We start from the raw sequence: 20,277 nt of genomic DNA, 5'->3' as shown, positions 1-20,277 counted from the left end.
GAGGAAAAAAACAAAAAGGAGAAATACTCATGGCAGTAATTTCAATGAAACAACTTCTTGAGGCCGGTGTACATTTTGGTCACCAAACTCGTCGCTGGAACCCTAAGATGGCTAAATACATCTTTACAGAGCGTAACGGAATCCACGTTATCGACTTGCAACAAACTGTAAAATACGCTGACCAAGCATACGACTTCATGCGTGATGCAGCAGCTAACGATGCAGTTGTATTGTTCGTTGGTACTAAGAAACAAGCGGCTGATGCAGTTGCTGAAGAAGCAGTACGTTCAGGTCAATACTTCATCAACCACCGTTGGTTGGGTGGAACTCTTACAAACTGGGGAACAATCCAAAAACGTATCGCTCGTTTGAAAGAAATCAAATGTATGGAAGAAGATGGAACTTTTGAAGTTCTCCCTAAGAAAGAAGTTGCACTTCTTAACAAACAACGTGCACGTCTTGAAAAATTCTTGGGTGGTATCGAAGATATGCCTCGTATTCCAGATGTTATGTACGTAGTTGATCCACATAAAGAGCAAATCGCTGTTAAAGAAGCTAAGAAATTGGGAATCCCAGTTGTAGCGATGGTTGACACAAACACTGATCCAGATGATATCGATGTAATCATCCCAGCTAACGATGATGCTATCCGCGCTGTTAAATTGATCACAGCTAAATTGGCTGACGCTATCATCGAAGGACGTCAAGGTGAAGATGCAGCAGCAGTTGAAGCAGAATTTGCAGCTTCAGAAGCTCAAGCAGATTCAATCGAAGAAATCGTTGAAGTTGTAGAAGGCGACAACGCTTAATTCATATAAATAGTAATTACCTAGGAGGGCGGGGCTTAGCCCGGCTCTCCTATTTTTAAAAAATATAGGAGAATCAAAATGGCAGAAATTACAGCTAAACTTGTAAAAGAGTTGCGTGAAAAATCTGGTGCCGGAGTTATGGACGCTAAAAAAGCGCTTGTAGAAACAGACGGTGACATCGAAAAAGCGATTGAATTGCTTCGTGAAAAAGGTATGGCTAAGGCAGCTAAGAAGGCTGACCGTGTTGCTGCAGAAGGTTTGACTGGTGTTTACGTTAACGGTAATGTTGCAGCAGTTATTGAAGTAAATGCTGAAACTGACTTCGTTGCGAAAAACGCTCAATTCGTTGAATTGGTAAATACTACAGCTAAAGTTATTGCTGAAGGAAAACCTGCTAACAATGAAGAAGCTCTTGCTTTGACAATGCCTTCAGGTGAAACTCTTGAAGCAGCTTATGTGTCTGCAACAGCGACTATCGGAGAAAAAATCTCATTCCGTCGCTTTGCTTTGATTGAAAAAACAGATGCACAACACTTCGGAGCATACCAACACAACGGTGGCCGTATTGGTGTTATCTCTGTTATTGAAGGTGGAGACGAAGCGCTTGCTAAACAAATCTCAATGCACATTGCTGCGATGAAACCAACAGTTCTTTCTTACAAAGAATTGGATGAGCAATTTGTTAAAGATGAGTTGGCTCAATTGAACCACGTAATCGACCAAGACAACGAAAGCCGTGCAATGGTTAACAAACCAGCTCTTCCACACTTGAAGTATGGATCAAAAGCACAATTGACTGATGAAGTAATCGCTCAAGCTGAAGCTGATATCAAAGCTGAGTTAGCTGCAGAAGGAAAACCAGAAAAAATCTGGGACAAAATTATCCCAGGTAAAATGGATCGCTTCATGCTTGACAACACTAAAGTTGACCAAGCTTACACACTTCTTGCACAAGTTTACATCATGGATGATAGCAAGACAGTTGAAGCATACCTTGAATCAGTTAACGCTTCAGTAGTTGAGTTCGCTCGCTTTGAAGTTGGTGAAGGTATCGAAAAAGCTGCAAACGACTTTGAAGCTGAAGTTGCAGCTACAATGGCAGCAGCCTTGAATAACTAATTATAGAAAGGAAGTAAATTTGCTTCCTTTTTTCTATGCAGTCGCTCCTTATAGGGAGAACTTCCTATTTTCAAGGTAAAAATAAAAAGCCCTATAATAAGGGCTAATTGTATTTAGGAGACTAAACTTCAAATTCATAGAGTGCTGTAGAGAGATAACGTTCACCATTATCTGGTGCTAGAGCAAGGACTTTTTTACCTGTACCTAATTTTTTGGCAATCTCGATGGCTCCGTAGATAGCTGCAGCTGAAGAAATCCCTACAAGGAAACCTTCTTTTCCACCAATTTCACGGCCGAGTGCTAGTGCATCGTCTGATGTTACACGAACGATACCATCATAAGCCTTTGTATCCAGTGTATCAGGAATAAATCCAGCTGAGATACCTTGAATTTTGTGTGGTCCAGGTTTTTCACCAGATAGAATAGCAGATTCGTCTGCTTCTACTGCAAAAACTTGAATGTTAGAATTTGCTGTTTTGAGTGCATGAGAAACACCAGAAATCGTTCCACCGGTACCCACTCCAGCAACAAAGGCATCTAGTCCATCTTTACCGAAAGCAGCTAGTATTTCAGCTCCTGTTGTTCTTTCGTGTACTTCTGGATTTGCTGGGTTGTCAAATTGAAGAGGAAGGAAACCATCACGTTCAGCAGCGATTTCTTGAGCCTTAGCAATAGCACCTTTCATTCCTTCGCTACCAGGAGTAAGGACGAGTTCAGCACCATAGGCTTGGATAATCTTACGTCGTTCCACACTCATAGTTTCAGGCATAACGATAACAACTTTATACCCTTTAGCAGCCCCTACCCATGAAAGTCCAATACCAGTGTTTCCACTTGTTGCTTCAACAATAGTAGAACCAGGTTTCAGAATACCGTCTTGTTCAGCTTTTTCAATCATGCTAAGAGCAATACGGTCCTTTACAGAAGAACCAGGGTTAAATGCTTCAAGTTTTACATAGATATCTGCAGCACCTTCTGGCACGATGTTGTTGAGTTTAACAATCGGAGTTTGACCGATTAGTTCAGTAATGTTGTTATAAATAGACATATGAATACCTCTTTGTATAAGATATCTCTAGTATAACGCTATCTATACCATTTGTAAAATATAGAAATCCTATCGAAGCGATAGGATTTTTTTATATCATAGGTCTAAGCCATTAATTTTTAAGCGATTGTGATAGGCTAATTCTAGTAAATATGTATAAAGTGGAACGATATCTGTTTTCTTAGGGAATTCAAATTTGTGAACACTAAAATGTTCATTATGTGCTTTTAGAAAGATATTTTCTAAATAAGTAATAGTAATTTCACTATCATCTATACCTGCTCCCGCAGTTTCCATTTCAACGTTAACAATGTTCATCAAAAAGATTGATTTAATAGACATCTTACGACCAGTAGCGCCTTGTTTATCTGTAAAGATAATACGGATATTTGTAAATATAATTGAGTCACGAATCAGTTTATATCCACTTTGAATTTCTTCATTTTCTAGTAGGTATTGTCCATATTCTTTGATAAGAGTTTCTTTGTTTTGCTCGCTAAAGTTACCAGCGAGTCCTTGAATGAACTTTCCAAATGGCATATTTCTCTCCTTTGTTTACACTAGGTTTACAGGGACTTCAACTTCTCGTAAACCTTGGTCAGTTAAAGTGACTTTTCCATTAAAAAACTCTACAAGTGCAGCTTTAATAGTTTCTTTTTCTTCTTTATCAACATAAATCATCGTATCGACTTGATCTGTAAAGTTTGTATCCAGTTCCATGAGATTATGTTCCTTAAGGAAGTTACTGTACTCTTGATACTGAGCGTAAGACATTTGAATAGCAATGCCAGCCTGTTCCTTTATTTCAATGATGCCAATTTCTTTGACAGCTAAGGCAACACTGCCAGCGTAAGCACGAATCAGTCCTCCAGCGCCTAGTTTAATGCCACCAAAGTAGCGTGTCACTACCACACAGACATTGGTGAGGTTGTGATTTTCTAGTACCCCTAGCATGGGAACGCCAGCAGTACCACTGGGCTCACCATCATCACTTGTACGTTTAATTTCACTACGTTCCCCAATAATAAATGCAGAGCAGTTATGCGTCGCTTTGTAGTGTTCTTTTTTGATGGTGGTAATGAAGTCACGAGCCTCTTCTTCGCTATAAACACGCTTGGCGTGACAGATAAAGCGGGATTTTTTGATTTCTTCTTGGACTTGTCCGTCCTCTTTAATTGTTCTAAATTCCATGATTTAATTGTACTAAAAAATCATCTAAAGCGCTAGGTTTTTACGAATAAAGAAGTATGAAAGTAAATCCAAATTATCTCGGTCGTTTGTTTACTGAGAATGAATTAACAGAAGAGGAACGTCAGTTGGCGGAAAAATTTCCAGCAATGAGAAAGGAGAAGGGGAAACTTTTCTGTCAACGTTGTAATAGTATTATTCCAGAGGAATGGTATTTGCCCATCGGTGCTTACTATTGTCGAGAGTGCTTGCTGATGAAGCGAGTCAGGAGTGATCAAGCTTTATACTATTTTCCGCAGGAGGATTTTCCTAAACAGGATGTTCTTAAATGGCGTGGTCAATTAACTCCTTTTCAAGAAAAGGTGTCAGAGGGATTGATTCAGGCAGCAGACAAGCAAGAGCCAACCTTGGTACATGCGGTGACAGGGGCTGGAAAGACAGAAATGATTTATCAAGTTGTGGCTAAGGTGATTAATAGGGGTGGTGCAGTGTGTTTGGCCAGTCCTCGCATAGATGTTTGTTTGGAGCTGTATAAGCGCCTGCAAGATGATTTTGCTTGCGAGATATCTTTACTACACGGAGAATCAGAGCCGTATTTTCGAACACCACTAGTTGTTGCGACGACCCATCAGTTATTGAAGTTTTATCAAGCTTTTGATTTGCTGATAGTGGATGAAGTAGATGCTTTTCCTTATATTGATAATCCCACGCTTTACCATGCTGTCAAGAATAGTGTAAAGGAGAATGGATTGAGAATCTTTTTAACAGCGACTTCGACCGATGAGTTAGATAGGAAGGTTCGCATAGGAGAACTAAAACGACTGAGCTTACCTAGACGATTCCATGGGAATCCTTTGATTATTCCTAAACCTGTCTGGTTATCAGATTTTAATCACTGTTTAGAGAAAAGTCGGTTATCACCAAAGCTAAAGTTTTATATTGAGAAGCAGAGAAAGACAGGTTATCCGTTACTTATTTTTGCTTCAGAGATTAAGAAAGGGGAGCAATTAAAAGAAGTCTTACAGAAGGAATTTCCAAATGAGAAAATTGGCTTTGTATCTTCTGTAACAGAAGATAGATTAGAGCAGGTACAAGCTTTTCGAGATGGAGAACTGACAATACTTATCAGTACGACAATATTGGAGCGTGGAGTTACCTTCCCTTGTGTGGATGTTTTCGTAGTAGAGGCCAATCATCGCCTTTTTACCAAGTCTAGTTTGATTCAAATTGGTGGACGAGTTGGACGAAGCATGGATAGACCGACAGGAGATTTGCTTTTCTTCCATGACGGGTTAAATGCTTCAATCAAAAAGGCAATTAAGGAAATTCAGCAGATGAATAAGGAGGCGGGGCTATGAAGTGCTTATTGTGTGGGCAGACTATGAAGGCTGTTTTAACTTTTAGTAGTCTCTTACTTCTGAAGAATGATGACACTTGTCTTTGTTCAGACTGTGACTCTACTTTTGAGAGGATTGGAGAAGAGAACTGTCCAAACTGTATGAAAACAGGATTGTCAACCAAGTGTAAAGATTGTCAACTTTGGTGTAAAGAAGGAGTTGAGGTCAGTCATAGAGCGATTTTTACTTACAATCAAGCTATGAAGGATTTTTTCAGTCGGTATAAGTTTGATGGAGACTTTCTTTTAAGAAAAGTGTTCGCTTCATTTTTAAGTGAGGAGTTAAAAAAGTACAAAGAGTATCAATTTGTTGTAATTCCCCTAAGTCCTGATAGATATGCTGATAGAGGATTTAATCAGGTTGAAGGTTTAGTTGAAGCAGCAGACTTTGCGTATCTGGATTTATTAGAAAAGAGAGAAGAGCGAGCTAGTTCTTCTAAAAGTCGCTCAGAGCGTTTGGAGACAGAATCTCCTTTCTTTATTAAAAGTGGAGTCACTATTCCTAAAAAAATCCTACTTATAGATGATATTTATACTACTGGAACAACTATAAATCGTGTGAAGAGATTGCTGGAAGAAGCGGGTGCTGAGGATGTGAAAACATTTTCCCTTGTAAGATGAGGAAAAAATTTGCAAAAATAAAATGAAAGCGTTATAATGAAATCAGAAAAACAAAAATGTTTAGAAAGAAGGTACTCATATGATTAAATATAGTATCCGTGGTGAAAACCTAGAAGTAACAGAAGCAATTCGTGATTATGTAGTTTCTAAACTCGAAAAGATCGAAAAGTATTTTCAAGCTGAACAAGAGTTGGATGCTCGAGTTAACTTGAAGGTGTATCGTGAAAAAACTGCGAAAGTGGAGGTAACGATTCCACTCGGATCAATTACTCTTCGTGCAGAAGATGTGTCTCAAGATATGTATGGTTCAATTGACCTTGTAACCGATAAAATTGAACGTCAGATTCGTAAAAATAAAACAAAAATCGAGCGTAAAAATAAAAATAAGGTAGCAACTAGTCAATTATTTACAGATGCTTTGGTGGAAGATCCAAATGTTGTCCAGTCTAGAGTTGTTCGTTCAAAACAAATTGATTTAAAACCAATGGATTTGGAAGAAGCTATTCTACAGATGGATTTGTTGGGACATGATTTCTTTATCTATGTGGATGTTGAAGATCAGACAACCAATGTGATTTATCGTCGTGAAGATGGCGAGATTGGCTTGTTAGAAGTTAAAGAATCTTAATTTTAACATGTGTAAAGGAAGGTTTACTGAATTGTAAACCTCCTTTTTCTTATAATTGATAGAATTACTGATTACACTTTTAAAAAGTCGCTTTTTGGTGGTTATTATGGTATAATGGGTGCCAAGAGGTTTGGAATGAAAAAATTTTATGTAAGTCCTATTTTCCCCTTAATATTAGGAATAGTGGCGTTCGGAGTGCTATCTGTGCAACTTGTTTTTGTAACGAATACACTGGTAACGCTATTTCTCTTGCTACTTATTTTGGGTTCATATATTTTACTATTCATCCATCAGAGAGACTACTACTCAAGGAGTGAAGTAGAACAAATCCAGTATGTAAACCACCAAGCTGAAGAAAGTTTGACAACCTTGTTAGAACAGATGCCTGTCGGAGTTATTAAATTAGACTTATCGTCAGGTGAAGTTGAATGGTTCAATCCTTACGCTGAATTGATTTTAACTAATGAAGTGGGCGAGATTGATGTGGCATTAATTCAAACAATTATCAAGGCATCGGTAGGAAATCCAGGTTCTTATGCTACCTTGGGTGAGACCCGCTATTCGGTTCATATGGACAAGGTGTCTGGAGTTCTTTACTTCTTTGATGTGTCTGGAGAATATGAAGCGACTGTTGAGTTAGTAACGAGTCGACCTGTGATTGGGATCGTTTCCGTTGACAACTATGATGATTTAGAAGATGAAACATCGGAGTCTGATATCAGTCATATCAATAGTTTTGTAGCCAATTTTGTTTCAGAATTTGCTGGGAAGCATGCCATGTTCTCCCGTCGAGTGAGTATGGATCGCTTTTATCTATTTACGGACTACACGGTGCTTGAGGGATTGATGAACGATAAATTTTCTGTTATTGATTCTTTCAGAGAAGAGTCGAAACAGAGACAGTTGCCCTTGACCTTAAGTATGGGATTTTCTTATGGTGATGGAAATCATGATGAAATAGGGAAAGTTGCTTTGCTCAATTTGAACTTGGCTGAAGTGCGTGGTGGCGACCAAGTGGTTGTCAAGGAAAACGACGAAACGAAAAATCCAGTTTATTTTGGTGGTGGATCTGCTGCCTCAATCAAACGTACACGGACTCGTACGCGTGCTATGATGACGGCTATTTCAGATAAGATTCGTAGTGTGGATCAGGTTTTTGTAGTTGGTCACAAAAACCTTGATATGGATGCTTTGGGTTCTGCTGTAGGTATGCAGTTGTTTGCCAGCAATGTGACTCAAAATAGCTATGCTCTTTACGATGAAGAACAAATGTCGCCGGATATTGAACGCGCTGTTTCATTCTTAGAAAAAGAAGGAGTTACAAAGTTGTTGTCTGTTAAGGATGCAATGGGGATGGTGACCAATCGTTCTTTGTTGATTCTTGTAGACCATTCAAAGACAGCTCTAACTTTATCAAAAGATTTTTATGATTTATTTACCCAAACCATCGTTATCGACCACCATCGAAGGGATCAGGATTTTCCAGATAATGCGGTTATTACTTATATCGAAAGTGGTGCAAGTAGTGCCAGTGAGTTGGTAACGGAATTGATTCAGTTCCAGAATTCTAAGAAAAATCGTTTGAGTCGTATGCAGGCCAGTGTTTTGATGGCTGGTATGATGTTGGATACTAAAAATTTCACCTCACGAGTGACTAGTCGGACATTTGATGTTGCTAGCTATCTCAGAACGAGAGGAAGTGATAGTATTGCTATCCAAGAAATCGCTGCAACAGATTTTGAAGAATATCGTGAGGTTAATGAACTGATTTTAAAGGGGCGTAAATTAGGTTCAGATGTATTGATAGCAGAGGCTACGGACTCGAAATGCTATGATACAGTTGTTATTAGTAAGGCAGCAGATGCCATGTTAGCTATGTCAGGTATTGAAGCGAGTTTTGTTCTTGCGAAGAATACACAAGGATTTATCTCTATCTCAGCTCGAAGTCGTAGTAAACTGAATGTACAACGGATTATGGAAGAGCTGGGAGGTGGAGGTCACTTTAATTTGGCAGCAGCTCAAATTAAAGATTTAACCTTGTCAGAAGCAGGTGAAAAACTGACAGAAATTGTATTAAATGAAATAAAGGAAAAGGAGAAAGAGGAATGAAAGTAATCTTTTTAGCAGATGTTAAAGGAAAAGGTAAAAAAGGCGAAATTAAGGAAGTACCAACAGGGTATGCACAAAACTTTCTTATCAAAAAGAACCTAGCCAAAGAAGCGACTGCTCAAGCGGTAGGTGAGCTTCGTGGTAAACAAAAATCTGAAGAAAAAGCTCACGCTGAGATGATTGCAGAAGCAAAAGCAATTAAAGCCCAATTAGAAGCAGAAGAAACTGTTGTAGAATTTGTTGAAAAGGTTGGTCCAGATGGCCGTACTTTTGGTTCTATTACCAATAAGAAAATTGCAGAAGAATTGCAAAAGCAATTTGGAATTAAGATTGATAAACGTCATATTCAAGTACAAGCTCCGATTCGAGCAGTTGGTTTGATCGATGTGCCAGTGAAAATCTATCAAGATATCACAAGTGTAATCAATCTTCGTGTGAAAGAAGGATAAGTTTACACCTTCTTGACAAGATTGTAAAAGGAAGGGAAGTCTGATGGCAGAAGTAGAAGAGTTACGAGTACAACCTCAAGATATCTTAGCTGAGCAATCCGTTTTAGGGGCTATCTTTATTGATGAGAGTAAGCTTGTTTTTGTGCGAGAATACATTGAGTCTCGGGACTTTTTTAAGTATGCCCATCGTTTGATTTTTCAAGCCATGGTCGATTTATCCGATCGTGGCGATGCCATAGATGCAACAACGGTTCGTACTATTCTTGATAATCAAGGTGATTTACAGAATATTGGTGGCTTGTCTTACCTGGTTGAGATTGTCAATTCTGTGCCAACTTCTGCTAATGCGGAGTACTATGCTAAAATCGTTGCAGAGAAGGCCATGTTACGGCGATTAATCGCCAAGTTGACAGAGTCTGTCAATCAAGCTTACGAGGCTTCGCAACCGGCTGATGAAATCATTGCTCAGGCAGAAAAAGGCTTGATTGATGTCAGTGAAAATGCAAATCGAAGTGGATTTAAGAATATTCGAGATGTGTTGAATGTCAACTTTGGGAATCTGGAAGCTCGCTCGCAACAAACGACCGATATTACAGGTATTGCGACAGGCTATCGTGACTTGGATCATATGACGACAGGACTTCATGAGGAGGAGTTGATTATCCTAGCAGCCCGTCCGGCGGTTGGTAAGACAGCCTTTGCCTTGAATATCGCTCAGAACATTGGGACTAAGTTGGACAAAACTGTTGCTATTTTTTCACTGGAAATGGGTGCGGAAAGTCTAGTGGACCGTATGTTAGCGGCAGAAGGTTTGGTGGAATCGCATTCTATCCGTACGGGTCAATTGACCGATGAGGAATGGCAAAAGTACACCATTGCTCAAGGGAATCTAGCCAACGCGAGTATCTATATCGATGATACGCCAGGTATTCGGATTACAGAGATTCGTTCTCGTTCTCGTAAACTGGCTCAAGAAACTGGAAATCTTGGTTTGATTTTGATAGATTACTTGCAGCTTATCACGGGAACTGGTCGAGAAAACCGTCAACAAGAGGTTTCAGAAATTTCACGTCAGTTGAAAATCCTAGCAAAAGAACTGAAGGTTCCCGTAATTGCTCTGAGTCAGTTGTCTCGTGGTGTAGAACAACGTCAGGATAAGAGACCGGTCCTATCTGATATTCGTGAATCGGGATCTATCGAGCAGGATGCTGATATCGTAGCTTTTCTCTATCGTGACGATTACTATGAGCGTGGTGGTGAAGAAGAGGACGGTATCCCAAATAATAAGGTAGAAGTTATTATTGAGAAAAACCGTAGTGGAGCTCGTGGAACAGTGGAATTAATTTTTCAAAAAGAATACAATAAATTTTCAAGTATTTCAAAAAGGGAGGAAATAAGATGACAGATGCATTTACAGATGTAGCTAAGATGAAAAAAATCAAAGAAGAAATCAAGGCACATGAGGGTCATGTAATTGAAATGACTTTGGAAAATGGACGTAAGCGCCAAAAAAATAGATTGGGTAAGCTAATTGAGGTTTATCCATCCCTATTTATCGTGGAATTTGGAAACGTTGAAGGAGATAAACAAGCTAATGTTTATGTTGAATCCTTTACTTACTCAGATATCCTTACAGAAAAGAATTTGATTCATTATCTGGACTAAAGTGAGAAATTTTCTCACTTTTTCTTTTTTCTCCGAATAGTTTAAGTGAAGGTAATCTTCAATTTATATTATTTTTCAAGGAGGAAGAATGAAAGTTTTACCATTCAAAGTAACAGAGACAGGATTTTCTTTGAGAAAATCAGCTAAAAAGGTTGTTCCCTTTTTAGTAGTAGGATTGATGTTAGCAGCGGGTAATAGTGTATATGCCTATTCTGGAGGAAATGGATCGATTGCGCGTGGGGATGATTATCCTGCTTACTATAAAAATGGGAGTCAGGCAATTGATAAGTGGCGCATGTACTCTCGTCAGTGTACTTCATTTGCAGCCTTTCGCTTGAGTAATGTCAATGGTTTTGAGATTCCGGCAGCTTATGGAAATGCGAATGAATGGGGCTATCGTGCTCGTCGTGAAGGCTATCGTGTAGATAGTGTACCAACGATTGGATCTATTGCTTGGTCTACTGCAGGAGGATATGGTCATGTTGCCTGGGTTTCAAATGTAATGGGGGATAATATAGAAATTGAGGAATACAACTATGGTTATACAGGATCCTATAATAAACGAATTATAAAAGCAAATACGATGACAGGATTTATTCATTTTAAAGATTTGGATGGGGGTAATGTAGTAAGTAGTGGCAAAGTATTCAATAGTCAACCTTCTTCGACAGGAGGAACTCATTATTTTAAGAATAAGGCAGCTATAAAAAATCAACCTTTAGTTAGTGCAACTTCAATTGCATATTATTCTCCAGGTGAGAGTGTTCATTATGATCAGGTACTTGAAAAAGATGGGTACAAGTGGTTGAGTTATATATCTTATAGTGGAAGTCGTCGTTATATTCAGTTAGAGGAGGTTGCGTCATCGCAGAATCAAACAGAAGGTAGTTCCAATGATGTTCTGACTGTTGGTTGGAAGAAAATAAATGGTAGTTGGTATCATTTCAAATCAAATGGTTCTAAATCAACAGGATGGTTGAAAGACGGTTCTAGCTGGTATTATTTGAAATCATCTGGTGAAATGCAGACAGGATGGTTAAAGGAGAATGGCTCGTGGTATTATCTAGATAGTTCAGGGGCAATGAAAACAGGATGGTATCAAGTTTCTGGTAAGTGGTATTATTCTTACTCTTCAGGTGCCTTAGCTGTTAATACGATGGTGGATGGCTACAGAGTAAACAGTGATGGAGAACGAGTATAGAAAATGGGAGTAGGAAATTTTCCTGCTCTTTTCTGTAAGCAGTTTCCTTGACATTTTTTTTATTTTGCGCTATCATATGTCCATATAATATATGGGAGTCTGTGTACAGTCTGAGAGGAAGCGTTAAGCTTCGACCGCACCTGATCTGGGTAATGCCAGCGTAGGGAACGATACTTAGTCTATTCTTGACCTTTTCCATATATGGTAAAGGTTTTTCTTTTTATCAAAGGAAAACGAGAAGAGGAGGTTTTTATGAAAGCAAGCATTGCCTTGCAAGTTTTACCCCTAGCACAGGGGATTGATCGGATTGCTGTTATTGATCAGGTCATTGCTTATCTACAAGCTCAAGAAGTGACCATGGTGGTGACACCATTTGAAACGGTCTTGGAAGGGGAGTTTGATGAGCTTATGCGCATTCTCAAAGAAGCGCTGGAGGTGGCAGGGCAGGAGGCAGATAATGTCTTTGCCAATGTCAAAATAAATGTAGGAGAGATTTTAAGTATTGATGAGAAACTTGAAAAGTATACTGAGACGACACATTAGTCTATTGGGCTTTATGGGGGTCTTGTCAATCTGGCAGTTAGCAGGTTTTCTTAAACTTCTCCCCAAGTTTATCCTGCCGACACCTCTTGAAATTCTTCTGTCCTTTGTTCGTGATAGAGAATTTCTCTGGCACCATAGCTGGGCCACCTTGAGAGTGGCTTTACTGGGGTTGGTTTTGGGAGTCTTGATTGCCTGTCTCATGGCTGTACTTATGGACAGTTTGACTTGGCTTAATGACCTGATTTACCCAATGATGGTGGTCGTCCAGACCATTCCGACCATTGCCATAGCTCCTATTCTGGTCTTGTGGCTAGGTTATGGGATTTTGCCCAAGATTGTCTTGATTATCTTGACGACAACCTTTCCCATCATCGTCAGCATTTTGGACGGTTTTAGGCATTGTGACAAGGATATGCTGACCTTGTTTAGTCTGATGCGGGCAAATCCTTGGCAAATTCTGTGGCATTTTAAAATCCCAGTCAGCCTGCCTTACTTTTATGCAGGTCTGAGGGTCAGTGTCTCCTACGCCTTTATCACAACAGTGGTATCTGAGTGGTTGGGAGGCTTTGAAGGACTAGGTGTCTACATGATTCAGTCCAAGAAACTGTTTCAGTATGATACTATGTTTGCTATTATTATTCTGGTATCGATTATCAGTCTTCTCGGTATGAAGCTGGTTGATGTCAGTGAAAAATATGTTATTAAATGGAAACGTTCGTAGAATAAGAATGTTTCTGAAAAAGAAAAGAGGAAATTGAAATGAAGAAAACATGGAAAGTGTTTTTAACTGTTTTAACAGCTCTTGTAGCTGTTGTGCTTGTGGCCTGTGGTCAAGGAACTGCTTCTAAGGATAATAAGGAAGCAGAACTTAAGAAAATCGACTTTATCCTAGACTGGACGCCAAATACCAACCACACAGGGCTTTATGTTGCTAAGGAAAAAGGTTATTTCAAAGAAGCTGGAGTGGATGTTGATTTGAAATTGCCACCAGAAGAAAGTTCTTCTGACTTGGTTATTAACGGTAAGGCACCATTTGCAGTCTATTTCCAAGACTATATGGCTAAGAAATTGGAAAAAGGGGCAGGAATTACTGCCGTTGCAGCTATCGTAGAACACAATACATCAGGAATCATCTCTCGTAAATCTGACAATGTAGCTAGTCCAAAGGACTTGGTTGGTAAGAAATACGGAACTTGGAATGACCCAACTGAACTTGCTATGTTGAAAACCTTGGTAGAGTCACAAGGTGGGGACTTTGATAAAGTCGAAAAAGTACCAAATAACGACTCAAACTCTATCACACCGATTGCTAATGGCGTCTTTGATACTGCTTGGATTTACTACGGTTGGGATGGTATCCTTGCTAAATCTCAAGGTGTAGATGCTAACTTCATGTACTTGAAAGACTACGTTAAAGAATTTGACTACTACTCACCAGTTATCATCGCCAACAACGACTATTTGAAAGATAACAAAGAAGAAGCACGTAAAGTTATCCAAGCTATCAAAAAAGGTTACCAATACGCTATGGAACACCCAGAAGAAGCTGCAGATATCTTGATTAAGAATGCACCTGAGCTAAAAGAAAAACGTGACTTTGTCATCGAATCTCAAAAATACTTGTCAAAAGAATACGCAAGCGACAAGGAAAAATGGGGGCAATTTGATGCAGCTCGCTGGAATGCCTTCTACAAATGGGATAAAGAAAATGGTATCCTTAAAGAAGACTTGACAGACAAAGGCTTCACTAATGAATTTGTGAAATAATGACAGAAATTAGACTAGAACACGTCAGTTATGCCTATGGTCAAGAGAGGATTTTAGAGGATATCAACCTACAGGTGACTTCAGGTGAAGTGGTTTCTATTCTAGGTCCAAGTGGTGTTGGAAAGACCACCCTCTTTAATCTAATCGCTGGGATTTTAGAAGTTCAGTCAGGGAGAATTGTCCTTGATGGTGAAGAAAACCCCAAGGGGCGCGTGAGTTATATGTTGCAAAAGGATCTCCTCTTGGAACACAAGACGGTGCTTGGTAATATCATTCTGCCCCTCTTGATTCAAAAGGTGGATAAGGCGGAAGCCATTGCTCGGGCGGATGAAATTCTTGCGGCCTTCCAGTTGACAGCTGTAAGAGATAAATACCCTCATGAACTCAGTGGTGGGATGCGCCAGCGTGTGGCCTTGCTTCGTACCTATCTTTTCGGTCACAAGCTCTTTCTCTTAGATGAAGCCTTTAGCGCCTTGGATGAAATGACCAAGATGGAACTTCATGCTTGGTATCTGGAGATTCATAAGCAGTTGCAATTGACGACCCTGATCATCACGCATAGTATCGAGGAGGCCCTCAATCTCAGCGACCGCATCTATATCTTGAAAAATCGCCCTGGGCAGATTGTTTTAGAAATTAAACTAGATTGGTCTGAAGATGAGGACAAGGAAGCTCAAAAGATTGCCTACAAACGTCAAATTTTGGCAGAATTAGGCTTAGATAAGTAGAAAATAGGGAGTTGGTGAAGATTATCCTTTACCAGCGCCCTTTTTCTTTTAAAAATGAGAAAATTTCGGTATAATAGTCAAAGATAGTCAAGGTTTAAAGAGAGAGGTGGGTTTGTAATGAGATTTAAAAATACATCGGATCATATTGAGGCCTACATCAAGGCGATTTTAGATCAATCTGGTATCGTGGAGTTGCAACGAAGTCAGTTGGCAGATACTTTTCAGGTTGTTCCTAGTCAGATTAACTATGTGATCAAGACACGCTTTACGGAAAGTAGAGGCTACTTGGTTGAAAGTAAGCGTGGTGGCGGAGGCTATATTCGTATAGGACGGATTGAGTTTTCTAGTCATCATGAAATGCTCCGAGAGCTGCTTTACTCGATTGGCGAGCGGGTCAGTCAAGAAATTTATGAGGATATTCTACAGCTTTTGGTTGAGCAGGAATTGATGACCAAGCAGGAGATGAATTTGCTGGTATCAGTAGCTTTGGATCGCGTCCTAGGAGAAGAAGCTCCAGTCCTTCGTGCTAATATGCTACGACAGGTCATACAAGAGGTAGATAGAAAAGGGAAGTAAGATGAACTATTCAAAAGCATTGAATGAATGTATCGAAAGTGCCTACATGGTTGCTGGCCATTTTGGAGCTCGTTATCTAGAGTCTTGGCACTTGTTGATTGCCATGTCCAATCACAGTTATAGTGTGGCAGGGGCAACTTTAAATGATTATCCATATGAGATGGACCGTTTAGAAGAAGTCGCTTTGGAACTGACTGAAACGGACTATAGCCAGGATGAAACCTTTACGGAATTGCCGTTCTCCCATCGTTTGCAGGTTCTTTTTGACGAAGCAGAGTATGTAGCGTCAGTGGTCCATGCTAAGGTGCTAGGGACGGAGCACGTCCTCTATGCGATTTTGCATGATGGAAATGCCTTGGCGACTCGTATCTTGGAGAGGGCTGGTTTTTCTTATGAAGACAAGAAAGATCAGGTCAAGATTGCTGCTCTACGTCGAAATTTAGAAGAACGAGCAGGCTGGACTCGTGAAGATCTCAAGGCTTTACGCCAACGCCATCGTACAGTAGCTGACAAGCAAAATTCTATGGCCAATATGATGGGCATGCCCCAGACTCCAAGCGGTGGTCTCGAGGACTATACGCATGATTTAACAGAGCAAGCGCGTTCTGGCAAGTTAGAACCAGTCATCGGTCGAGATAAGGAAATCTCGCGTATGATTCAAATCTTGAGCCGTAAGACCAAGAACAATCCTGTCTTGGTTGGAGATGCTGGTGTCGGGAAAACTGCTCTGGCGCTTGGTCTTGCCCAGCGTATTGCTAGTGGTGATGTACCTGCGGAAATGGCTAAGATGCGCGTGTTAGAGCTTGATTTGATGAATGTCGTTGCAGGGACACGCTTCCGTGGTGACTTTGAAGAACGCATGAACAATATCATCAAGGATATTGAAGAAGATGGCCAAGTCATCCTCTTTATCGATGAACTCCATACTATCATGGGTTCTGGGAGCGGGATTGACTCGACTCTGGATGCGGCCAATATCTTGAAACCAGCCTTGGCTCGTGGAACTTTGAGAACGGTTGGGGCAACCACTCAGGAAGAATATCAAAAACACATCGAAAAAGATGCTGCCCTTTCTCGTCGTTTTGCCAAAGTGACGATTGAAGAGCCAAGTGTTGCAGACAGCATGACCATTTTGCGAGGTTTGAAGACTACCTATGAGAAACACCATCGTGTGCAAATCACAGATGCAGCTGTCGAAACAGCTGTTAAGATGGCGCATCGTTACTTGACTAGTCGTCACTTGCCAGACTCTGCTATCGATCTCTTGGATGAGGCGGCAGCAACAGTGCAAAACAAATCCAAGCATGTGAAAGCAGACGAATCCGACTTGACTCCAGCTGACAAGGCCCTGATGGATGGCAAGTGGAAACAAGCAGGCCAGCTAATCGCAAAAGAACAAGAATTGCCTGTCTATAAAGACTTGGTGACAGAATCTGAAATTTTAACCACCTTGAGCCGCTTGTCAGGGATCCCAGTCCAAAAGCTGACGCAAACAGATGCTAAGAAATACCTGAACTTGGAAGCGGAGTTGCACAAACGTGTCATTGGCCAAGATCAAGCTGTTTCAAGTATTAGCCGTGCTATTCGCCGCAACCAGTCAGGTATTCGCAGTCACAAACGTCCGATTGGCTCCTTTATGTTCCTAGGACCGACGGGTGTCGGAAAGACCGAATTGGCTAAGGCTTTGGCAGAAGTTCTTTTTGATGACGAATCAGCCCTTATCCGCTTTGATATGAGTGAGTATATGGAGAAATTCGCAGCCAGCCGTCTCAATGGAGCTCCTCCGGGCTATGTAGGCTACGAAGAAGGTGGGGAGTTGACCGAGAAGGTCCGCAATAAACCATACTCAGTGCTTCTCTTTGACGAGGTAGAGAAGGCCCACCCAGATATCTTTAATGTTCTCTTGCAGGTCTTGGATGACGGTGTCTTGACCGATAGCAAGGGCCGCAAGGTTGACTTTTCAAATACCATTATCATCATGACGTCAAATCTTGGTGCGACAGCCCTTCGGGATGACAAGACCGTCGGTTTTGGGGCTAAGGATATTCGTTTTGACCAGGAAAATATGGAAAAACGCATGTTTGAAGAGCTGAAAAAGGCTTATAGACCGGAGTTTATCAACCGTATTGATGAAAAGGTGGTCTTCCATAGCCTTTCTAGCGACCATATGCAGAAAGTGGTGAAGATTATGGTCAAACCTTTAGTGGCAAGTTTGGCTGAAAAAGGCATTGACTTGAAATTACAAGCTTCCGCACTGAAATTGTTAGCAAATCAAGGATATGACCCAGAGATGGGAGCTCGTCCACTTCGCAGAACCCTGCAAACAGAAGTGGAGGACAAGTTGGCAGAACTTCTTCTTAAGGGAGATTTGGTGGCAGGCAACACACTTAAGATTGGTGTTAAAGCAGGCCAGTTAAAATTTGATATTGCATAAAAATGGAGAATCAGGAGCAATCTTGATTTTCTTTTTTGCTACTTTTTTATAAAAAACAATAAAAAACTATTGACAAAACAAAAATATAGTTTATAATAAAAACATAGATAATGAAAATATCAAAAAATATAAAAAGGTAATGCGTTTATGAAAAAGAAAACAGCAGTGGTATTTGGGACCTTTGCTCCGCTTCATCAAGGACATATCGATCTGATTCAGCGAGCGAAGCGGCTATGTGACCAGGTCTGGATTGTCGTTTCAGGCTATGAGGGAGACAGAGGGGAACAGGTAGGCTTAACGCTTCAAAAAAGATTCCGCTATATCCGAGAGGCCTTTGGTGATGACGAGTTGACCTCGGTTTGTAAGTTAGATGAGACCAATCTTCCTCGTTACCCTATGGGCTGGCAGGAGTGGTTGGACCAAATGTTAGAGGAGCTTTCCTATGATGAAATCCAGCAAGAACTAATTTTCTTTGTGGGAGAAGCAGACTACCAGCAAGAATTATCAAATCGTGGTTTTGAGACTGTTTTGCAAGAAAGAAAGTTTGGTATCTCAGCAACTATGATTCGAGAAAACCCAAGCAAATATTGGAAATATATCGCTCAACCCTTCCGTCGTCAGTTTACAAAGAAAGTGTTGATTATGGGAAGTGCCAGCAATGGGAAGACCACTCTGACCAAGGATTTGGCAAGGTATTACGATGCACCCGTCAGTCTGGAATACGCGCGTGAATACCAGATCAAAAACAATGTCCGCGACGATGAATTGACTCCAAAAGATTACTATTATCTCCTGTTGGGCCAGTATGACCAGACCTCTAAGTTAATTGACAGCAATGCCAATAGGGGACTGGTGATAGCAGATACCAACTCCTTAGTAACCAAGGGATACTATGATTATTATATGGAGACTGAGGATCAAGAGGACTTATCAGGAGAAACCTTTGATAATCTCTTTGTTTCGATCTTGGCTAAGGAAAAATGGGACTTGATTCTCTTTGTGCAGCCTGTCGGCTCCTATGTCAATGACGGATTTAGAGATATGACTATGGCAGAAGACCATATTCGTCACAGTTTTTCCCAGCATTTGGATCAGATGAGAGAGCGATATTTAACAACAATTCCACTAGTTTATCTAGCTGAGGATTATCTAGGAAATTATGAAGCAGCAAAAGTGGCTATTGATGCCATTTACCAAGCAGATTAGGATAAAAATATGAAAAAACTAACTGAAAAAATCACACAATTTATCGAAAACTTTAAAAATGTCCATGCGGAAGCCCGCAAGATTGGTTTTGCAGGAATCATGAACCTGCTCTGGAAAGATCTTTTTGTCGGTCGTAGCCTCTTCCAGTGGTTGTATCTCATCGTCCTGTCAAGTGTTCCCTTGATCTTGGAATTTACGCAAAATACAGAAAGTCATGACTGGATGAGCTTGTTTGCATCTTGGACTGGGATTGTCTGTGTTATCTTGGTAGCAGAAGGGCGTGCAAGCAATTATCTCTTTGGGGCCATTAACTCTGCTATCTATTTGGTTTTGGCTATGAATGCGACTTTTTATGGTGAAGTTTTGACGACTGTTTACTTCTTTGTCATGCAGCCGATTGGTCTCTATGCTTGGCTGTCCAATCGTATCAATGACCAAGGAAAAGTAGAAGAATCTCACTTTGAAGCTAAGAAATTATCTGTGCTTGACTGGCTCAAGTACTTGGCCTTGACTGCTATCATTTGGATTGGTATGGGCTTGGCATACCAAAGTATCCATAGTGTTCGCCCTTTCCGTGATAGTGTTACCGATGCGACCAATGGTGTCGGTCAGCTCTTGATGACACGTCTCTACCGTGAACAATGGATTTTCTGGATTGCAACCAATCTTTTTAGTATCTACCTCTGGTGGGGTGAAAATATCCATATCCAAGGGATGTACTGGGTTTACACACTCAATAGTCTAGTAGGTTGGTACCAATGGACCAAGGCAGTTCGTAAGGAGGCATAAA

Annotated in this window: 21 protein-coding genes and 1 riboswitch; of the genes, 18 read left to right on the top strand and 3 right to left on the bottom strand. The window is 40.5% G+C overall.

Annotation, left to right across the window (positions count from 1 at the left end; genetic code table 11):
- Nucleotides 1–29: 29 nt before the first annotated feature.
- Both rpsB and tsf read left to right on the top strand, forming a co-directional pair.
- The gene (rpsB, locus tag N8L33_RS03095; protein WP_261058376.1) at nucleotides 30–809 is read left to right on the top strand and encodes a 30S ribosomal protein S2; all 780 of its coding nucleotides are present in this window, start codon (nucleotides 30–32) and stop codon (nucleotides 807–809) included.
- A 78-nt stretch (nucleotides 810–887) separates the two neighbouring features.
- On the top strand, nucleotides 888–1,928 hold the full coding sequence (tsf, locus tag N8L33_RS03090; RefSeq protein WP_064276829.1) for a translation elongation factor Ts: 1,041 nt from the start codon (nucleotides 888–890) through the stop codon (nucleotides 1,926–1,928).
- Between the two features lie 121 nt (nucleotides 1,929–2,049).
- Here the strand turns inward: tsf and cysK are convergent, their stop codons facing one another.
- The 3 genes from cysK to N8L33_RS03075 form a co-directional block, all read right to left on the bottom strand.
- Nucleotides 2,050–2,976 (bottom strand): cysteine synthase A, encoded by a 927-nt coding sequence (cysK, locus tag N8L33_RS03085; RefSeq protein WP_153193802.1) that lies wholly within the window; start codon nucleotides 2,974–2,976, stop codon nucleotides 2,050–2,052.
- 96 nt (nucleotides 2,977–3,072) lie between these two features.
- Complete coding sequence (locus N8L33_RS03080) at nucleotides 3,073–3,516, bottom strand: PH domain-containing protein (RefSeq protein WP_101786227.1); 444 nt, start codon at nucleotides 3,514–3,516, stop codon at nucleotides 3,073–3,075.
- 15 nt (nucleotides 3,517–3,531) lie between these two features.
- Nucleotides 3,532–4,167, bottom strand: a complete 636-nt coding sequence (locus N8L33_RS03075) for a YigZ family protein (RefSeq protein WP_153193803.1) — start codon at nucleotides 4,165–4,167, stop codon at nucleotides 3,532–3,534.
- Between the two features lie 56 nt (nucleotides 4,168–4,223).
- Here N8L33_RS03075 and N8L33_RS03070 point away from each other — a divergent pair, with 56 nt between their 5' ends.
- From N8L33_RS03070 to pnuC, 16 genes are all read left to right on the top strand, one after another.
- On the top strand, nucleotides 4,224–5,522 hold the full coding sequence (locus N8L33_RS03070; protein WP_153193804.1) for an ATP-dependent helicase ComFA: 1,299 nt from the start codon (nucleotides 4,224–4,226) through the stop codon (nucleotides 5,520–5,522).
- On the top strand, nucleotides 5,519–6,181 hold the full coding sequence (locus N8L33_RS03065) for a ComF family protein (protein ID WP_261030015.1): 663 nt from the start codon (nucleotides 5,519–5,521) through the stop codon (nucleotides 6,179–6,181). The genes N8L33_RS03070 and N8L33_RS03065 overlap by 4 nt, the downstream gene beginning before the upstream one ends.
- Before the next feature lie 79 nt (nucleotides 6,182–6,260).
- Nucleotides 6,261–6,809, top strand: coding sequence for a ribosome hibernation-promoting factor, HPF/YfiA family (gene hpf / locus N8L33_RS03060; protein WP_000599100.1), 549 nt, complete (start codon nucleotides 6,261–6,263; stop codon nucleotides 6,807–6,809).
- A gap of 135 nt (nucleotides 6,810–6,944) precedes the next feature.
- The gene (locus tag N8L33_RS03055) at nucleotides 6,945–8,918 is read left to right on the top strand and encodes a DHH family phosphoesterase (RefSeq protein ID WP_261058375.1); all 1,974 of its coding nucleotides are present in this window, start codon (nucleotides 6,945–6,947) and stop codon (nucleotides 8,916–8,918) included.
- Nucleotides 8,915–9,367 carry a 50S ribosomal protein L9 gene (rplI, locus tag N8L33_RS03050; RefSeq protein WP_000864214.1) on the top strand — a complete coding sequence of 151 codons (453 nt, stop codon included), beginning with the start codon at nucleotides 8,915–8,917 and terminating at the stop codon, nucleotides 9,365–9,367. The genes N8L33_RS03055 and rplI overlap by 4 nt, the downstream gene beginning before the upstream one ends.
- A gap of 43 nt (nucleotides 9,368–9,410) precedes the next feature.
- On the top strand, nucleotides 9,411–10,769 hold the full coding sequence (gene dnaB / locus N8L33_RS03045; protein WP_173228946.1) for a replicative DNA helicase: 1,359 nt from the start codon (nucleotides 9,411–9,413) through the stop codon (nucleotides 10,767–10,769).
- The gene (locus N8L33_RS03040; protein ID WP_000128619.1) at nucleotides 10,766–11,032 is read left to right on the top strand and encodes a Veg family protein; all 267 of its coding nucleotides are present in this window, start codon (nucleotides 10,766–10,768) and stop codon (nucleotides 11,030–11,032) included. Before dnaB ends, N8L33_RS03040 begins: the two co-directional genes overlap by 4 nt.
- An 88-nt stretch (nucleotides 11,033–11,120) precedes the next feature.
- Entirely contained in the window at nucleotides 11,121–12,233 is a 1,113-nt protein-coding gene (cbpD, locus tag N8L33_RS03035) for a choline binding-anchored murein hydrolase CbpD (RefSeq protein ID WP_261058374.1), read from the top strand.
- Between the two features lie 81 nt (nucleotides 12,234–12,314).
- A riboswitch (TPP riboswitch) is annotated at nucleotides 12,315–12,417 on the top strand.
- A 68-nt stretch (nucleotides 12,418–12,485) separates the two neighbouring features.
- On the top strand, nucleotides 12,486–12,776 hold the full coding sequence (locus N8L33_RS03030; protein WP_000647659.1) for a thiamine-binding protein: 291 nt from the start codon (nucleotides 12,486–12,488) through the stop codon (nucleotides 12,774–12,776).
- A complete protein-coding gene (locus tag N8L33_RS03025; RefSeq protein ID WP_192851475.1) occupies nucleotides 12,739–13,497 on the top strand; it encodes an ABC transporter permease in 759 nt (252 codons plus the stop codon). The genes N8L33_RS03030 and N8L33_RS03025 overlap by 38 nt, the downstream gene beginning before the upstream one ends.
- Before the next feature lie 38 nt (nucleotides 13,498–13,535).
- Nucleotides 13,536–14,543, top strand: coding sequence for an ABC transporter substrate-binding protein (locus tag N8L33_RS03020; protein WP_000754559.1), 1,008 nt, complete (start codon nucleotides 13,536–13,538; stop codon nucleotides 14,541–14,543).
- Nucleotides 14,543–15,271, top strand: a complete 729-nt coding sequence (locus tag N8L33_RS03015; protein ID WP_261058373.1) for an ABC transporter ATP-binding protein — start codon at nucleotides 14,543–14,545, stop codon at nucleotides 15,269–15,271. The genes N8L33_RS03020 and N8L33_RS03015 overlap by 1 nt, the downstream gene beginning before the upstream one ends.
- Nucleotides 15,272–15,388: 117 nt before the next feature.
- Nucleotides 15,389–15,847 carry a CtsR family transcriptional regulator gene (locus tag N8L33_RS03010; RefSeq protein WP_001211277.1) on the top strand — a complete coding sequence of 153 codons (459 nt, stop codon included), beginning with the start codon at nucleotides 15,389–15,391 and terminating at the stop codon, nucleotides 15,845–15,847.
- A 1-nt stretch (nucleotide 15,848) separates the two neighbouring features.
- Nucleotides 15,849–18,281, top strand: a complete 2,433-nt coding sequence (locus N8L33_RS03005; protein WP_261058372.1) for an ATP-dependent Clp protease ATP-binding subunit — start codon at nucleotides 15,849–15,851, stop codon at nucleotides 18,279–18,281.
- A gap of 147 nt (nucleotides 18,282–18,428) precedes the next feature.
- On the top strand, nucleotides 18,429–19,487 hold the full coding sequence (locus N8L33_RS03000; protein ID WP_153193811.1) for an AAA family ATPase: 1,059 nt from the start codon (nucleotides 18,429–18,431) through the stop codon (nucleotides 19,485–19,487).
- 9 nt (nucleotides 19,488–19,496) lie between these two features.
- Nucleotides 19,497–20,276, top strand: coding sequence for a nicotinamide riboside transporter PnuC (pnuC, locus tag N8L33_RS02995; RefSeq protein ID WP_203175226.1), 780 nt, complete (start codon nucleotides 19,497–19,499; stop codon nucleotides 20,274–20,276).
- Nucleotide 20,277: the final 1 nt, after the last annotated feature.

Origin of the sequence: Streptococcus mitis, assembly GCF_946188695.1 — a bacterium.
Lineage (GTDB): Bacteria > Bacillota > Bacilli > Lactobacillales > Streptococcaceae > Streptococcus > Streptococcus mitis_DF.
Note: the sequence above shows the minus strand (reverse complement) of the source record. Positions and strands in the feature narration are given on the sequence as shown.

Excerpts from the sequence above, each read along its gene's own strand:
- N8L33_RS03055 (WP_261058375.1), top strand. The coding sequence starts at position 6,945 with ATGAAAAAATTTTATGTAAGTCCTATTTTCCCCTTAATATTAGGAATA.
- N8L33_RS03020 (WP_000754559.1), top strand. The coding sequence starts at position 13,536 with ATGAAGAAAACATGGAAAGTGTTTTTAACTGTTTTAACAGCTCTTGTA.
- N8L33_RS03075 (WP_153193803.1), bottom strand. The coding sequence starts at position 4,167 with ATGGAATTTAGAACAATTAAAGAGGACGGACAAGTCCAAGAAGAAATC.
- N8L33_RS03070 (WP_153193804.1), top strand. The coding sequence starts at position 4,224 with ATGAAAGTAAATCCAAATTATCTCGGTCGTTTGTTTACTGAGAATGAA.
- cysK (WP_153193802.1), bottom strand. The coding sequence starts at position 2,976 with ATGTCTATTTATAACAACATTACTGAACTAATCGGTCAAACTCCGATT.
- N8L33_RS03000 (WP_153193811.1), top strand. The coding sequence starts at position 18,429 with ATGAAAAAGAAAACAGCAGTGGTATTTGGGACCTTTGCTCCGCTTCAT.
- tsf (WP_064276829.1), top strand. The coding sequence starts at position 888 with ATGGCAGAAATTACAGCTAAACTTGTAAAAGAGTTGCGTGAAAAATCT.
- hpf (WP_000599100.1), top strand. The coding sequence starts at position 6,261 with ATGATTAAATATAGTATCCGTGGTGAAAACCTAGAAGTAACAGAAGCA.
- N8L33_RS03005 (WP_261058372.1), top strand. The coding sequence starts at position 15,849 with ATGAACTATTCAAAAGCATTGAATGAATGTATCGAAAGTGCCTACATG.
- cbpD (WP_261058374.1), top strand. The coding sequence starts at position 11,121 with ATGAAAGTTTTACCATTCAAAGTAACAGAGACAGGATTTTCTTTGAGA.
- rpsB (WP_261058376.1), top strand. The coding sequence starts at position 30 with ATGGCAGTAATTTCAATGAAACAACTTCTTGAGGCCGGTGTACATTTT.
- N8L33_RS03010 (WP_001211277.1), top strand. The coding sequence starts at position 15,389 with ATGAGATTTAAAAATACATCGGATCATATTGAGGCCTACATCAAGGCG.
- N8L33_RS03015 (WP_261058373.1), top strand. The coding sequence starts at position 14,543 with ATGACAGAAATTAGACTAGAACACGTCAGTTATGCCTATGGTCAAGAG.
- N8L33_RS03040 (WP_000128619.1), top strand. The coding sequence starts at position 10,766 with ATGACAGATGCATTTACAGATGTAGCTAAGATGAAAAAAATCAAAGAA.
- N8L33_RS03025 (WP_192851475.1), top strand. The coding sequence starts at position 12,739 with ATGAGAAACTTGAAAAGTATACTGAGACGACACATTAGTCTATTGGGC.
- N8L33_RS03080 (WP_101786227.1), bottom strand. The coding sequence starts at position 3,516 with ATGCCATTTGGAAAGTTCATTCAAGGACTCGCTGGTAACTTTAGCGAG.
- N8L33_RS03065 (WP_261030015.1), top strand. The coding sequence starts at position 5,519 with ATGAAGTGCTTATTGTGTGGGCAGACTATGAAGGCTGTTTTAACTTTT.
- N8L33_RS03030 (WP_000647659.1), top strand. The coding sequence starts at position 12,486 with ATGAAAGCAAGCATTGCCTTGCAAGTTTTACCCCTAGCACAGGGGATT.
- rplI (WP_000864214.1), top strand. The coding sequence starts at position 8,915 with ATGAAAGTAATCTTTTTAGCAGATGTTAAAGGAAAAGGTAAAAAAGGC.
- dnaB (WP_173228946.1), top strand. The coding sequence starts at position 9,411 with ATGGCAGAAGTAGAAGAGTTACGAGTACAACCTCAAGATATCTTAGCT.
- pnuC (WP_203175226.1), top strand. The coding sequence starts at position 19,497 with ATGAAAAAACTAACTGAAAAAATCACACAATTTATCGAAAACTTTAAA.